This window comes from Sulfitobacter sp. CW3, assembly GCF_019392245.1.
Classification (GTDB): Bacteria; Pseudomonadota; Alphaproteobacteria; order Rhodobacterales; family Rhodobacteraceae; genus Sulfitobacter.
In genome coordinates, this window is record NZ_JAHXRL010000015.1 from 1 (window position 1) to 14918 (window position 14918).

The 14918-nt window shown below is 56.3% G+C and carries 12 protein-coding genes; 8 read left to right on the top strand and 4 right to left on the bottom strand.

The features are described from left to right. The first annotated feature begins 182 nt into the window (after window positions 1-182). The 3 genes from KZZ06_RS19700 (at window position 183) to KZZ06_RS19710 (ending at window position 2614) form a co-directional block, all read left to right on the top strand. Window positions 183-758, top strand: coding sequence for a GNAT family N-acetyltransferase (locus KZZ06_RS19700; RefSeq protein WP_219581719.1), 576 nt, complete (start codon window positions 183-185; stop codon window positions 756-758). A gap of 179 nt (window positions 759-937) precedes the next feature. Then, window positions 938-1363: a CreA family protein gene (locus KZZ06_RS19705; RefSeq protein WP_219581741.1), complete on the top strand. Its 426-nt coding sequence runs from the start codon at window positions 938-940 to the stop codon at window positions 1361-1363. Window positions 1364-1456: 93 nt separating this feature from the next. Then, on the top strand, window positions 1457-2614 hold the full coding sequence (locus tag KZZ06_RS19710; RefSeq protein ID WP_219581720.1) for a lytic murein transglycosylase: 1158 nt from the start codon (window positions 1457-1459) through the stop codon (window positions 2612-2614). Window positions 2615-2647: 33 nt separating this feature from the next. Here KZZ06_RS19710 and KZZ06_RS19715 read toward each other — a convergent pair whose 3' ends face one another. From KZZ06_RS19715 to KZZ06_RS19725, 3 genes are all read right to left on the bottom strand, one after another. Next, window positions 2648-4315, bottom strand: coding sequence for a GMC family oxidoreductase (locus tag KZZ06_RS19715; protein ID WP_219581721.1), 1668 nt, complete (start codon window positions 4313-4315; stop codon window positions 2648-2650). Between the two features lie 316 nt (window positions 4316-4631). Continuing rightward, entirely contained in the window at window positions 4632-6677 is a 2046-nt protein-coding gene (locus KZZ06_RS19720) for an NADH:flavin oxidoreductase (protein ID WP_219581722.1), read from the bottom strand. Between the two features lie 88 nt (window positions 6678-6765). After that, entirely contained in the window at window positions 6766-7782 is a 1017-nt protein-coding gene (locus KZZ06_RS19725) for a glycosyltransferase family 2 protein (RefSeq protein ID WP_219581723.1), read from the bottom strand. A 195-nt stretch (window positions 7783-7977) separates the two neighbouring features. Between KZZ06_RS19725 and KZZ06_RS19730 the strand changes: the two genes are divergently transcribed. Both KZZ06_RS19730 and KZZ06_RS19735 read left to right on the top strand, forming a co-directional pair. Continuing rightward, entirely contained in the window at window positions 7978-8784 is an 807-nt protein-coding gene (locus KZZ06_RS19730) for a hypothetical protein (RefSeq protein WP_219581724.1), read from the top strand. Between the two features lie 75 nt (window positions 8785-8859). Further along, the gene (locus tag KZZ06_RS19735; protein WP_219581725.1) at window positions 8860-10617 is read left to right on the top strand and encodes a glycosyltransferase family 2 protein; all 1758 of its coding nucleotides are present in this window, start codon (window positions 8860-8862) and stop codon (window positions 10615-10617) included. Here KZZ06_RS19735 and KZZ06_RS19740 read toward each other — a convergent pair. Beyond that, complete coding sequence (locus KZZ06_RS19740) at window positions 10608-11615, bottom strand: glycosyltransferase family 2 protein (RefSeq protein ID WP_219581726.1); 1008 nt, start codon at window positions 11613-11615, stop codon at window positions 10608-10610. The genes KZZ06_RS19735 and KZZ06_RS19740 overlap by 10 nt on opposite strands. A gap of 151 nt (window positions 11616-11766) precedes the next feature. Between KZZ06_RS19740 and KZZ06_RS19745 the strand changes: the two genes are divergently transcribed. The 3 genes from KZZ06_RS19745 (at window position 11767) to KZZ06_RS19755 (ending at window position 14863) form a co-directional block, all read left to right on the top strand. Beyond that, complete coding sequence (locus tag KZZ06_RS19745) at window positions 11767-13053, top strand: glycosyl transferase family 90 (RefSeq protein ID WP_219581727.1); 1287 nt, start codon at window positions 11767-11769, stop codon at window positions 13051-13053. A 66-nt stretch (window positions 13054-13119) separates the two neighbouring features. Further along, window positions 13120-14007, top strand: a complete 888-nt coding sequence (locus tag KZZ06_RS19750; protein WP_219581728.1) for a hypothetical protein — start codon at window positions 13120-13122, stop codon at window positions 14005-14007. Further along, window positions 14000-14863, top strand: coding sequence for a hypothetical protein (locus KZZ06_RS19755; RefSeq protein ID WP_219581729.1), 864 nt, complete (start codon window positions 14000-14002; stop codon window positions 14861-14863). Before KZZ06_RS19750 ends, KZZ06_RS19755 begins: the two co-directional genes overlap by 8 nt. Window positions 14864-14918: the final 55 nt, after the last annotated feature.

Sequence of the window (14918 nt, forward strand, 5' to 3'; positions counted from 1 at the left end):
ATAACTATAATACAGCAACGCCCGCTTCGGTTAACTCCGACGCGGGCGTTGTTGCGTTTGAAAGGGGCGGGGCATGCAGTGACATGGTCCCCCAACAGCGCTACCCTTCTGATTGATGAAAACTGCCGGAACGCACGAGGTCATGCGCAGCAGTGACATAGTGTTCGAAAGCGATGTCCGCGATGAGCCTGAATTTCCCTGAAGGTTTTGATCCGCAGCCCACGCTGATGGACGATCTTCTTGAATTGCGACCGCTGACACTGGATGATCGCGATGCGCTGGCCGATGCAGCAAGCGACCCCGCTGTCTGGGCCGGTCATCCGAACAAGGATCGCTATCGGACCGATGTCTTTCAGCCATACTTTGCTTCCTTGCTTGCAATGGGTGGTTGCCTTGTCATCGTTGATCGCCTGACGCGGGACGTCATCGGGTGTTCGGCTTTTTATACGGACACCAACGCGCCATCGCGGCTGTCCATTGGTTTTACCTTTCTGACATGCGCGTATTGGGGCGGACCCACGAACCGGGCGCTGAAAAGGCTGATGCTCGAACATATCTATGCACTGTCTGCTGAGGCGTGGTTTCACATTGCACCAGACAACTTGCGTTCTCAGGCAGCTACGGCAAAACTTGGTGCGGTCTTAATGCATGAAGATACGATGGATATCGGTGGTGGCCCACAACGCTGGAAGTGCTACTGTTTGACCCGTGAAGCTTGGACTGCGGCACAGTCTCTGCCGTCACGGGGCGGGGGTTAATCATGGCCTTTCTGAGCGTGGTTAAAGATGCAAAGCGTCCGGAAGGTGTCAATGTCACGTCCAACCATAATCCACCTGCGCCGCGGTCGCATTTTAGGAACATTTTTCAGTCTGGAGCGTATATCATCATGAACACACAAAAATCCCCCTCCCGCTTTCTTTGTGCACTTGCTGCGCTGATGGTAATTCCCCTGGCTACAAACGCTGAAACTGTCGGCAATGTTGATGTCGACTGGTTAGGTAATGACATCGTCGTCGAAGCTGTGGCGGACCCGAAGGTGAAGGGCGTTACCTGCCATCTGGCCTATTTTGAGCGCGGTATTATTGACCGATTGCAAAAGGGCAACTGGTTCGAGGACCCATCGAATTCGTCTATATCGTGCCGCCAGACCGGACCGATCGAGATCGGTGATATCGAGCGCGACGATGAAGGCGAAACCGTATTCACCGAACGCCGTTCTGTCATTTTCAAGACGCTGAACGTGAAACGGATCTATGACGAGGCGAACAACACCTTGATCTACATCAGCCACGCCCGCGATGTGCAAAACGGATCGGCAAAGATGTCGATGTCGACGGTACCGCTCTATGCATCGGGGAACTAGGCAAAGGATCGCCACACGGGAACTGTCCCTTTGCGCCGTTCTCGTGTTGCGTTAATCTGCCGCAAAGCCACATCAATAAAGGGCGCAGGCAGAATGAGCATTTCACGTAGAAATTTTACAATCGGATTGGGGGCCATGGGCCTCGCTGCGTGTCAGGGCGGCGGTAGTGCCGCCACTTTTGCGTCGAGAAGCGAGGGCACATTGCCGGCTGATTTGATGCCGCAATCGAACGCTGGCTATGATGCGTGGGTTGCGTCCTTCAAGGCGCGCGCGGCAGGGCAGGGGATTTCACCTGCCACGCTACGACAAGGTTTCGCAGGCGCGGGTTATTTGCCCGGTGTCGTAAAGCGTGATCGGAACCAAACCGAATTCAGCCGAACCCTTGAGGATTACCTTGCCATTGCCGCGTCAGAGGAACGGATCACCAAAGGCCGCGCCGCCTTTGCCCGCCACCGTGCCGTTCTAAGCCAGATCGAGGCGCGCTATGGCGTGCCAGCCGAAGTGGTCACCGCCATTTGGGGGCTGGAGAGCTTTTACGGGGAGCGGCGGGGCAATGTGCCTGTTGTATCCGCCACGTCCACTTTGGCCTATGATGGCCGGCGCGGGGCGTTCTTTGAAAAACAGCTGATTGCGGCGCTGAAAATCCTTGAGCGGGGCGATGTGTCGGCACAGGGTTTGACCGGCAGTTGGGCAGGTGCGATGGGGCACACCCAGTTCATTCCAACATCTTACCAAGCTTTTGCCGTCGATTTTAACGGCGACGGTCGTCGCGATATCTGGTCGGATGATCCGTCTGATTCATTAGCATCCACCGCAGCATATCTTGCGAAATCCGGCTGGAAGTCGGGTGAGAAATGGGGCGGAGAGATGGGAACGGCCACCGCCAGTTCCGCAACACCGGTCAAGATTTTGCAACCCGATGCGGGCGGCCCACGTTTTGCGGTGTTTAGAAACTTTAACGCCATCAAGCGCTACAACAACTCTGACAACTACGCGATTGGGGTCGGGCATTTGTCTGACCGGATTGCAGGCGGCGGGCCAATTCAGGCGCGCTTTGGCCCCGATAAATACGGAATGACGATCGATGATCGCAAAGCCCTGCAAGAAAAGCTGACCGCGCGCGGGTTTGATACAGGCGGGACCGACGGGGTGATCGGCCCCAACAGCCGCAAGGCCATCGCGGCCTATCAGCAATCCGTTGGGCTACCAGCGACAGGTGATCCATCGCCCGCATTGCTGCAACGCCTGTAAGGTTGCCATAAACGACCGGCTGCGCGGGGGGGGCTATTTGCCCGCTAGTATCCAGCGCGCAGCCTTTTCGGCAATCATGATGGTGGGGGCATTGGTGTTGCCGCTGGTGATCTCGGGCATGACCGACGCATCCACCACGCGCAGCCCCGCCATGCCTTTCATCCGCAAATGCGGATCAAGAACGGCAGTCGGGTCATCCGTACGGCCCATTTTGACCGTGCCCACCGGATGAAAGATTGTGCTAGCGATGTCGCCGGCCAGTCGGGCCAAATCCTCATCGCTTTGATACTGAACGCCGGGCTTATGCTCTTGGGGGGCATAGGGCTGCATTGCGGGCTGGGCCATGATGTCGCGCACTTGGCGCAGGCTTTCGGCGGCGACTTTGCGGTCGTCTTCGGTGTCCAGATAATTCGGTGTGATCTTGGGGGCGTCTCGGAAATCGGATGACGCAATCCGGACATGGCCGCGGCTGGTCGGGTTCAGGTTGCAAACGCTGACCGTCATGGCGGGGAAATCATGCAGATCCTCGCCAAACGCCTCGAGGCTGAGAGGTTGGACGTGGTACTCAAGATTTGCGTGCGAGCGGTCGGAATTAGACCGGGTGAACGCGCCCAGCTGGCTTGGGGACATGCTCATCGGGCCGGACCGTTTCAGCAAGTATTCCAGACCGATCTTGGCCTTGCCAAAAAGCGAATTGGCCAAGGTGTTCAGCGTCTTTGTGCCCGTTACCTTGAACACGGCGCGGATTTGCAGGTGATCTTGAAGGTTTTCACCGACAAAGGGCTGGTCCATGACCACGTCTATTCCATGCTCTTTTAGCACGGCGGCGGGGCCGATCCCCGAAAGTTGCAGGATCTGTGGAGAGTTCACAGCACCGGCTGACAGCACGGTTTCCTTGGACGCAGTCACGGTGACGGGCGCGCCCTTGTGGTGCACCTTGGCCCCCGTACAGCGCAGGCGTCCGTCGCTGTCTTCGTCGAATGTCAGCTTTTCAACCTGCGCTTCGGTCCAGATGGTCAGGTTGGCACGTGATTTTGCCGGACGCAGGAACGCCTTTGACGTGTTCCACCGCCAGCCAGAACGCTGGTTCACGTCAAAATATCCAACGCCTGCATTATCGCCGCTGTTGAAATCATCTGTTTTCTGAATGCCGGTTTCGGTGGCGGCATCGGCAAAGCTGTCCAGAATGTCCCATCGCAACCGCTGTTTTTCGATCCGCCATTCGCCGCCATGCCCGTGCATATCCGAAAACCGGCTATTGTCCCCGGTCGCCGGATCGGCACCGTCATCCAATTTATAGTGGTCTTCGTGGGCTTTGAAATCCGTCAGCGCATTTTGCCAGCTCCATGCCGCGTCGCCCGTCAGGTCGGCCCAATTGTCATAGTCCCGCGCTTGCCCGCGCATATAGATCATGCCGTTGATCGAGGAACATCCGCCTAATGTCTTGCCGCGCGGGTAAAGCAAGCTGCGCCCGTTCAACCCCTTGTCCGGTTCGGTTTTATACATCCAATCAGCGCGCGGGTTGCCGATACAATACAGATAGCCGATGGGGATATGGACCCACGGATAGGTGTCAGGTTTCCCAGCCTCTAGAAGCAGCACGCGGTTGGCGGGATCGGCGCTAAGCCTGTTGGCCATCAAGCACCCGGCGGACCCGCCCCCGATTACAATATAGTCGTAGCTGTTTGATCCGTCAGACATCGTGCCATTCACCCATCGCTTGTTTCAGTGTCGATCAAGGAGCCTGAGACACGAGCGCCACCCTTAGAGAGCACGTTATGAAGTGCTGCTGAAAGCATGTTGTGGCATCTGCGTGCGGTCTTGGCACCCTGATCCCGGCGATATTTGAAGGCCGAGTAGGCGAACCCTAATGCGAAATTTCGCAAAGGTGTATGCGGAAATTTCATGTGGGCGTTTGTGGGATATGAATAACGCCTGTGCCTTCGATACGGTCGCATGGAAAGTCGGTATTACAGCCACCAGATCAAAGGCTTATCGAGGCCTGAGCGTGGTCATTTTATAGATCTTTCACCAACCGCAAAGCGTCATAAATCGCGGCATGTGTATTGCGCGCGGACACCGCATCGCCGATGCGAAACAGCCAGAATGTTGCGTCGTCATTCCAATCCATCGTTTGTGGATCACCTGCGATCAATGCCTCGTAATCAACCGCGCCTTCATTTTTCGAAAGAGGTTTGAGCGCGAAATACAGATCGTCCAGCGGCAAGGTACCGTAGTTTACGACAACCTGATCATACTCTTGCTGCCGCGTGAAATCGCTGTAATCAGTGCCGATCGTTGCGATCAGTTTGTTGCCCGCCCGTGCGACGCCCAGCAGCCGCCGCGTCACGGTAAAGGTCACATCCTTATCCTGCAACGACCGCATATAAGGTACAAGGTTCATCGCCATAATCTCGGGGGCAAAGCTGCGGTCGGGGGTCATTACCTCGACTTTGGAACCTGCATTCGCGGCAACTTCGGCTGCCTGAAGCCCCGGATGATCGCCGCTTTCGTCATAGATCAAAACGTTTTCGGCAGGTTTCACATCGCCCGAGATAATATCCCAGGACGTCACTACATTTTCGGCATCGACTCCGGTTTCAAACAGCTCGGTATTGGGCAGGCCGCCTGTGGCGATGATCACGACATCGGGGCTATGCTGTGCAACTATGTCTTCATCGGCCCACGTGTTAAAGTGGAACACCACATCGCGGGCGGCACATTGCGCCATGCGCCAGTCGATGATCGACATCATCTCGCGGCGGCGGGCACTTTGCGCGGTCAGCCTGATCTGGCCGCCGGGGTCGGGCTGGGCTTCGATCACGGTGACGTGGTGACCACGTTCGGCGGCCACACGTGCGGCTTCCAACCCAGCGGGGCCAGCACCGACAATAACGATTTTGCGTTTGATCTGTGCTGGCTCAATGCTGTGCGGCATTGTCAGCTCGCGCCCTGTGGCGGGGTTGTGAATGCACAGCGCCTCGCCGCCTTGATAGATGCGGTCAAGACAATATGTGGCCCCAACGCAAGGGCGGATATCGTCCTCGCGCCCCTCGATAATCTTTTGCACGATATGCGGATCGGCCATATGGGCGCGGGTCATCCCCACCATATCAAGCAGTCCGGCGGCCACCGCGTGACGCGCCGTTGCCACGTCTTGGATGCGGGCGGCATGAAAGGTCGGCATGCCCGTCGCCTGTTTCACCGCGCCTGCGAAATCCAGATGCGGCGCGCTTTGCATCCCTTGCACAGGGATCACATCGGTCATGGCGGGGTCGGTATGAATGCGCCCTTTGATCACGTTCAGGAAATCCAACTGGCCGGATGCGGCAAGTTTCTTGGAAATCTCAAGCCCCTCTTCGGGGGTGATGCCGCCTTTTTGTGCCTCGTCCGCTGTGTATCTAAAGCCCACGATGAAATCGCTGCCAACCCGTTTGTGCACTGCGGCCAGTACATCCATCGGAAACCGCATCCGATTTTCCAACGTATCGGCACCGTAGGGCCCCACCAGATCATTGGTCAGCGGCGACCAGAATTGATCCAGCAGATGGCCGTAAACCTGCAATTCAATCCCGTCCATGCCGCCGTCTTTCATCCGCTCGGCGGCGTCTGCAAAGTCGTTGATGATCCGGTCGATATCCCAATCCTCGATCAGTTTGGGAAAGGCGCGGTGCGCGGGTTCGCGGTGCTTTGACGATGAGACCGACGGCAGCCAGTCACCCTTGTTCCATGTGGTGCGCCGGCCCAGATGCGTCAGCTGGATCATCACCGCGCAGCCATGTTCGTGGCAGGCATCGGTCAGGTTCGTGATCCACGGCACGACCTCGTCTTTATAGGCCAGCACGTTGTTGAACACGGGCGGGCTGTCCTTGGATACCGATGCTGATCCTGCAGTCATTGCCAGCGCCACACCGGCCTTTGCGCGTTCCTCGTGATAGGCGCGGTAGCGGTCTTTGGGCATCCCGTCTTCGGGGTATGCGGGTTCGTGACTGGTGGTCATAATGCGGTTTCGCAAAGTCAGATGCTTGAGCTGAAACGGCTGCAGCAGCGGATCGGTAGACATGGCAAACCCCTTAGGCAAAGTCGTATGACGTCAGGGTGCAACTGAAGGCGTCTCCGATCAACTCTATTCGCGCCGCCCGATGGCCCGTTTACGCCTGACTAAGACGCCGCAAATGCGCGCGCGTTTGGTCTTGGGTTGGGGGGGTACTGCCGGCCAAAAGCGTCAAATGCCAGTAAAACTGGATTTCGGCGGGGTCTTTCATGAGGGCCGCATATGCATTCAGATGCCATTCCACGGCGCGCTGATGGGCCGTGTGGATCTGCGAAATGGTGTGTAACTTTGCCAGCTCGGCCTGCGTGCCGACAAGCATCGGGTCAATCATGCGGTCTTGGACCGTGTTGAAATTACGCTCTGCCCAATAGTGCAGATCAAGGCGCTTGGTTGTTCGATTGGGCAGACCCCGCCCGCGTTTGACCATGAATTCAGCCGCAGATCGCAAGGAATAATGGTTCAGACGCGCCCGGGCCGGGGCTTGCATCAAGCCGAACAGATTGATCCGGCTGTCGTCATTGGCAAAATCATCGCTGGCCGGTTGCGCCGCACCAAGCGACCAGTGGGCGGGCTTACTGCGCTTGTTCTTGGGGCGGTGCACGCCAAGTTTCTGGAATTTATCCGGCCGGAACAAGGTTTTAAAGAAATGACCAGCTGGCAGAAAAAACGGGTCGGGCGCGCACATGGTAAAGCGTTCTGCCGTCAGTTGATCGTTGAAATCCGAATGCTCTGCCGCGCCAAAAAACCGCCAGGGCAGGGCAATGGCATCGGTGTCATCACCGACCGATGCGATCAGATCACCAAAGGTTTTCATCGGTGCCTCAAGGCACAGGAATTCATCGCAATCAAAAAAGATCACCCAATCCGCGGCCTTGATCAGCGGATGCGCGTCGGCCAATCGCATGGCCTGCCATTGCACCGATTTGTTGCCCGATGGCTGAAAAGGCACATGCGTAATCCCGGGCACAAGGTCCAGCAGATCGGGGGTGCCATCGTCGCAATCATGGGTAAAGATCAGAAAATCCGTAGCACCCGCCGCGCGGTGGTGGGCGATCCATTCCAGGCAATAGGGCCCTTCGTTTCGCATGCAGGTTACAGCCAGGATACGTGTCACGGGGGGCGTCACCTTGGATTGGGTCATTTGCGTTGCTCAAATGACTCTCACGCGCGCCGCTTCAAGTCAATCTTGGGCGGATATTCGGGCGAAACCCCGAGGATTCTTTACAAGTATAGCGGCACTAAGCTAATCTGCACCCCGAGCAGATGTATTCGACACAGCAAAAATAGTGTCATCAGAGAGGCATGAATTATGAACACCCGTCGCCCCGTCGCGTCGCTTTGGATCGGTGAAAAGCTTCACTATCTTAACCAGCTTTGCCTGAAGTCCCATGTCGTCGCTGGGCATAAGACGATCCTGTATTGCGCGGACAAAGTCGACAATGTCCCCGAAGGGGTCGAGGTGCGCCCCGCCTCTGAAATCATGGACATCGACCGCGCCTTGGTCGAGGCGACCAGCGCGTCGTTTCTGTCGAATGTCTTTCGCTATAAAATGATCCAAAAGATCGGCGCGATCTGGATCGACTGTGACGCGTTTTGTCACCAGCCCTTTCCTGAGGACGAAGAATATATCTTTGGCCGTCACGGCATGTCGGGCGCGTTGAATTGCGGCGTTGTGGGGCTGCCCCAAGAATGCGAGCTGATGGATCAGTTGCTGGATTACTATGACAACCTGCCGGATTATCCCGCATGGTGGAACAAGAACCAGCGCAAGAAATACGACCGCCAAGACCCGAAACTGTCCCACGCGCACCGGATTTATAACGCCGAACGCACGGCATTCGGCCCGCAAGCATTCACCTATTTCGCCAAGCAGACCGGCCAGTATGAAAAGGCAAGCGAGCGCGAGGTGCTATATCCTGTACCGTTCCAGTTGAACGACATCTTTTACGACCCCTATGGCCGCGTCGAAGGGCATTTCACCGATAAAACCTTGTCGGTGCATATGTATACCAATGGTACGAAACCATGGTGGGAAAAGCACGTGCCGCTGCCCGGATCATACGCCGCGCGGATGTGTGAAAAGATCGGTATCGACCCGTCCAAGGCGCTGCGCTAACCGCCAGATCAAAGGCCCAAAGCCATCAATCTGAAACCGCATAAAAGCCCCCACGGCAAGCTTCTGGCCATCTCGATGATGAAGGACGAGGCACCATTTCTGTTGGAATGGTACGCGCATCATTTGGCCGTGGGGTTCACCAAAATCCTAGTTTACACGAACGATTGTTCTGACGGCACTGACGACATGTTGATCCGTCTCGAGGAATTGGGCCTGGGCTATCACCGCCGCAACGATATTCCCGAAGGTGTCAAACCGCAGCCCTCGGCGATGAAATACGCGCAGAATGAACCCAAAGTGGCCGAGGCTGACTGGATTTTGATGTTCGATGCGGACGAGTTTTTGTGCATCAACTATGGCGATGGCACGTTGGACCCGATGCTGGATGCGGCGGGCGACGCCAACGGGATCGTTATAACATGGCGGATTTTCGGGTCGGGCAATGTGGTCGATTGGTCCCGCGATCCGGTGTCTGAACAGTATCTTTATGCAGCCCCCCCGACGTGGAACAAGGGCTGGGGCGTCAAAACCCTGTTCAAGTTCGACCCCGACAAATGGAAGATCGGCATCCACCGCCCTTCGATCAAGAACAAGCATCTGGAAACCGGTTTTCCGGACACCGTGAAATGGCTGAACGGTTCCGGCCTCCCGATGGAGGACTATTTTAAGTTTCGCGGCTGGCGGTCGATCCGACGCACCGTGGGCTATCAATGGGCCCAGATGAACCACTATGCGGTGAAATCCATTGACAGCTATGCAATCCGCAAGCTGCGCGGGAACGTGAACAACAAGAAAGACAAATATAACGCGGATTACTGGTCGCTTCAGGATCGCAACGAGGTCTATGACGACAAGATCCTGCGCTATACCGAGCGGCGCAACCAGATCATGGATGAACTGCTGACCGACCCTGTGTTGGCCCGGCTGCATTGGGCAGCAATTGATCGGGTCGAGGCGCGGCTGGATGAGTACCGCAAAACCGATGCCTATGCTGAGCTTAAAACGTCGCTGATTGAGGCATCGAAGGTTCCGATCACCCAGATCGTTGCCAAGCCACCGAAGGCGCGCAACCCCGCTGAAATCGCGGCGCTGATGTCGCAGGTCGAAAAATCCAACGCCAGTCGCCCGGCCCGGGAACGTCGCAAGAAACCCGAGGCGGGTTTTGCCGATGTGGGCGAGGGCGGGGATGGATTTGTGCCCGGCGAGATTGATGTAAGCGCCGAGACGGCTGTTGAATGGATCGATAATCACGAGATCGCCTTGCCCGCCGACGTGCGTATTTTCGCGCAAAATACGCTCGACCTTGTGATCCGCGGCAAATACCAACGCCGCCCTGCGCGCAGGATCGGGCGCATGGTCGAGGATGGTCATAAGCTGTTGGATTTGGGGGCAGGGGTCGGTTTTTTGTCGATTTTCACCGCCAAACATATGCCGCTGGGCACCGTCATCGCCCAAGAGGATAACGCCTCGCGAATGCGTATCATGCACGACATTCTGGCCTATAATGGCTTGGCGCTGGGCGACCGGTTGCACATGACAACGGATCAGGTTGTGTTTCCCGATGATGCAAAGACGGTTGCGCGGATCAATCAGATGATCGCGGATGAAAAGCCCGACGTGCTACGCGCCAGCTATGAACAGATCGGGGCAAAGCTGCTTAGCGCGGTTACATTGGGCAGCGTCAAACGTGTTATTCTGATTGGCCCTGCGATTGGCACATTCCTGCGCGAGCATGACCAGATAGATAATCCGGCCCTGACCCCGTCAGAAGAGCTGAGCACGCCCGAGTTTATCATTCTGTTGCTAACGCCAACGACGCAGGATCAGTCGTAATATCCGATACGACGCGCCAGTTCTTGGCCATCTTCGGTCGCCAGTATTTCCGCAAGACGGGTTTGACGCAGCGCCAGCGATTGCGCGTGCAAATCCGCAAGGATCGGGTCGGCCATCAGAAAGTCATAGATATCCTGTGCGGCAGGCGACAGTCCGACATTGCTGGTGTCGGTGCCGCCAATGCGGTTGGCGTGGTTCCAGTATTGCTCAGAAGCGCCAAGACGGTCGGCCTGTACCGCATCCCCGCGATCAACCTTGAGCAAAAATTCAGCTGCCGATTTGATAGAATAGTGGTTCACCTGACCAAAGGCGCGGGTGGGGGCGGCGTTGATGCCCTTGTAATCGCTGTCGGTAAATGACGCGGGCATTTCCTCGCCTGAGCCATTTATCCATTTGAATCCGGTTGTCGAAAACGTCTTGGTGACGGGGCGGTGCGGGCGCCGTGGCCCTTTGATCGCGTTGCGGTACAGGGTTTTGACGGCGGTCGTGATTTCCTGGCCGCTTTGGGCCGCAGCCTCCAGATCGGCGGTGGTTTGAGTATAGCGGGTCGTCACCAGATCGGCGGTTTCGTGTTTGTGACCGTTGCTGTTAAAGGCGACCGACGTAAACGACACGGCATCCGCAGGCCCTGTATCCTCAAAGAAACCATCCAGCGTTCCGGCGTCATTGCGAAGGTTAAGAAATTCGTCGGCATCAGTGACATACAGCCAGTCTGCCGCCTGATAACGCCCGAAATGCCCCGCATAGCGCAGCGCCATAATGTGCCACGCACCGTGCTTTGGGAACATCACCTTTGGGTTGGGCTGATGTTTGACACGGTGCGGCCAAAGAACCTCGATCCGGTCCAGTATCTTGTCGGTGTTGTCGGTGCAAAAATTGGTAAAAATCAGCAGATCATCAATACCAAGCGCAAAGTGATGGGCGATCCATTCCAGAATATAGGGGCCCTCGTTGCGCATCACCGTCAGCATCAATGTCTTTTCGGTACCGATGGCCATGAGAAACCTGCCTGCTTGTTTGTTCTGTTCGCGGGCCGGGGCGGCCTGTCATAAGGGTTGCCTCAATCGCCTGTCGCAGCGTATAGTTTGACCAATAATAGGCAAGCAATACAACAGATAATCGCCTGCCTTCCTGAGAATTGAGCGACCCATGATTACGTCGAAAGACTTTGTCGAAAGATCAATCGCACATCAACTTGGCGCAGATGTCGGGTATGATTTTTCGCTTGATCCGGCGGTTTTCGACTTTGTCGCGAATGCGTCCAGTGGCATGGCCCTATCATGGGAACATGGCAACCAGACGCCTCGGGGATTGAACGATTGGCAGCCGTCCACAGACAGCGCCAGCCCCTGGCAGGTTCACCATAAACGGCATTCCAAGACGAATAAGACCTCTGGCGCGTTGCAAGACATCTTGGCTGCCGGGGCTGATTTTGATTTCCTGCTGGACATGCAAGATCACCGCAGCCGGTCTGTGGTCACCGATGGCGGCCATGCTGCGCCCTTGTTTAACTTTAACCGTTTGCATGAACGGCCAGCGGGTCATGTGCTGTGGCCGCTGCCGCATTATCATGACATCGACAGCCCCGAATTTCTGGGCGCGCTTGACCCCGCGCGCGTGGAGTGGGCCGATAAATCCGACCGTGTCGTTTGGCGGGGTGGTCCGGGAAACCGTGGCAGGCTAGGGCCCAAAGCACGCGGCGCAATGATCCGCATGCACCCGCTGTTGCGCAAATATAAAAGCGGGGAATTCACCCGTGAAGAAACCCAGCATGTGCTGAAATCCATGCAGCGTTACAACTTTTTGCACCGCTACATCGACAACCCGCGCTTTGATCTGGGCTATACCAATTCCGACGGGTTTGTCCTTGAGCAAGAGCCGTTCTTGGCTGATTTCGAGCGCCCGCGCATATCGCGTGAGGATTTCCAGACCTATAAGTACATCGTGGTTTTGCCGGGCAATGATGTTGGATCCAGCCTTTATTGGACGTTGAATTCCGGCAGTGTCGCTTTGGTGGTGGATTGCCCGTTTGAAACCTTTGCGACCCATCATTTCAAGCCGTGGGAGCATTTCGTTCCCATTCGTAAAAATCACGGCAATGTGGAAAAACGGCTGGGCTGGTGTGACGCCCACCAAGAGGAATGCCGCGATATGGCGCAGCGGTCGGCTGAGGTTTGCAAGTTTCTTGCGGACCCGGATTTGCGGACGCAGATTGCCGTTGGTGTCATTGACGGATTGCGCAGCCGGTTGGGGCTGAAAAAAGCCACCAAAGCGCCCAAGCGCACGGCCACCAAAACAACATCCAAGACCACTAGCAAACCAAAGGCCAAGCGGACATCCAGCAGAGCGGCCCCCAAAAAAGCGATCACAGCCCCGCGCAAAACATCAGCTAAACGCGCCAAAAAACCGGCAAAGACGACGGCCGCGCATGGGTGATTTTCAAGGCCAACGGTTGGCCCATACCACCGCAATGCCACGGTCATCCGACAAAAGGCACCCCGCATGAGCGTTCCAAATCTGTCGATCTTCTTTATCGTTGATCCGCCAAAGTATCAGGATATGGGCTGCTATCTGGCGGCGTCCATCCGCACCCATTTCGACGAAGACCTTGATCTGATCGGGTATTGTCCTGCTGAGACAATCGCGGACATGGACCCGTATGCCCTGGCGATCTACAAAAAACTGAACGTTGATATTCGCCCGATTGACACGGCGGGGGTGTTTGATCCGCCTTATCCGCATGGCAATAAAATGGTCGCGGCCATGCAACCGCGGCGCACGCCCTATTCTGCGTTTATGGACAGCGATATGCTGTTTATCGGGGCCAACACATCCGACAACATCATCAAAAGCGGCCATGTCTCGGTCGCACCGGCCACGTCGATGATTTGGTCAGGTCAGGATATCTGGCCGCATATTTACAACGCCTGTGACATGCCGCTGCCTGAAGAACGGATATGGCTGTCGCGCCAGCGCCGCAAAAAGCTGATGCCCTATTTCAACGCGGGTCTGATCGTTTTTCCCGAAGGTCCGGTAACCGACGAGGGCGAGACATTCGTAGACGTCTGGATGCGGTTGGCACAGATCATTGATCAGGTCGATCTGATCAAAAAACGGCCCTATCTGGATCAGATGAGCCTGCCTTTGGCGATCCGTGCTGCGGGGCTGGACTGGAACATCCTGCCGGAAGAACAGCATTATATCTTGGGCGGAAAGCTGCGCGGCAAACCTTTGCCGGATGATATGGACATCAAGATGATCCATTACCGTAATATGAAGGTTCTCAAGGAAGTTGGCATGCTGCGCAAAGCCAAAAGCATGCTGGAGCAACATGTAGGCGAACGCCGGTTCGACAAAATCGATCCCGAGAAACTTTTGGCGGATGGCTGAGGCCGAAACGCAATCACCGGCCTTGCCCCTTGGCTGGGCCAGCCGCGTTGTCATCTATGATGGCCCGCGTTTGCGGTTGGAATACACTGGCCCCACTGATCCGGCGCGGGTGTTGGTTGCCTTTCCGCCCTTTGACTATCCGTTTCACACCGATCAAGGGGGCTGGGGCACCAAGTCTTTTACAAAGCGTTCGATGGCCCATGTCTGCGTTTTTCACCGCGACGAAGACTGGCACCAGCATGATGAATTTTTCGACGCGATGCGTGCCTGTCGCGCCTATTTCGGCGCTGCGCCAGAACTGACCGCTTATGGGTTCAGCATGGGGGGGTATGGTGCATTTCTGGGGGCGCAAGCCTTGGACGCCAGCCGCGCCATTGCGGTATCCCCGCAAAGTTCGATTGACCCAAACGTGGTCAGGTTTGAACGTCGCTATCGTGACCAATGGGACAAGATGGACGGGTGGTGCCATGATCTGCGCGATCATCTGGACGACAACCGATCGTATACGGTGATGGTCGACCCGATGCATGGCCAAGACAAAAAACACGAGGCGCGGTTGCCCAAGCCTGCGCAGTATTCCCGTGTGCTGCTGCACGGCGCGGGGCATGCGGGTATTCAGACGATTGTTGATATGGGACAATCGGCGGCCCTGTTTGATTTGCTGCGCGGCGATATTGCACCGCAGGACATGCGCATCGCTTACCGTGCTGGTCGCCGTGACGGGTTCAGATATGTCCGCAAAATGGGCATCCTCTTGCATCAGCAGCACAAACCGGCAGCGCGGATGTTTTACGCCATTGCCCAAGACAAGGGGTACCGACGTTTGCTCAAGAAATGGGACCCGCTGTATGAATAGCGCATCAACGCTTTAGAACGCCAAGGCTTCATGCCATACCTGAAATCAACGATGA

Coding starts and splice junctions, on each gene's coding strand:
- KZZ06_RS19750 (WP_219581728.1), top strand. CDS start 13,120: ATGAGCGTTCCAAATCTGTCGATCTTCTTTATCGTTGATCCGCCAAAG.
- KZZ06_RS19710 (WP_219581720.1), top strand. CDS start 1,457: ATGAGCATTTCACGTAGAAATTTTACAATCGGATTGGGGGCCATGGGC.
- KZZ06_RS19715 (WP_219581721.1), bottom strand. CDS start 4,315: ATGTCTGACGGATCAAACAGCTACGACTATATTGTAATCGGGGGCGGG.
- KZZ06_RS19745 (WP_219581727.1), top strand. CDS start 11,767: ATGATTACGTCGAAAGACTTTGTCGAAAGATCAATCGCACATCAACTT.
- KZZ06_RS19740 (WP_219581726.1), bottom strand. CDS start 11,615: ATGGCCATCGGTACCGAAAAGACATTGATGCTGACGGTGATGCGCAAC.
- KZZ06_RS19755 (WP_219581729.1), top strand. CDS start 14,000: ATGGCTGAGGCCGAAACGCAATCACCGGCCTTGCCCCTTGGCTGGGCC.
- KZZ06_RS19730 (WP_219581724.1), top strand. CDS start 7,978: ATGAACACCCGTCGCCCCGTCGCGTCGCTTTGGATCGGTGAAAAGCTT.
- KZZ06_RS19735 (WP_219581725.1), top strand. CDS start 8,860: ATGATGAAGGACGAGGCACCATTTCTGTTGGAATGGTACGCGCATCAT.
- KZZ06_RS19720 (WP_219581722.1), bottom strand. CDS start 6,677: ATGTCTACCGATCCGCTGCTGCAGCCGTTTCAGCTCAAGCATCTGACT.
- KZZ06_RS19705 (WP_219581741.1), top strand. CDS start 938: ATGGTAATTCCCCTGGCTACAAACGCTGAAACTGTCGGCAATGTTGAT.
- KZZ06_RS19700 (WP_219581719.1), top strand. CDS start 183: ATGAGCCTGAATTTCCCTGAAGGTTTTGATCCGCAGCCCACGCTGATG.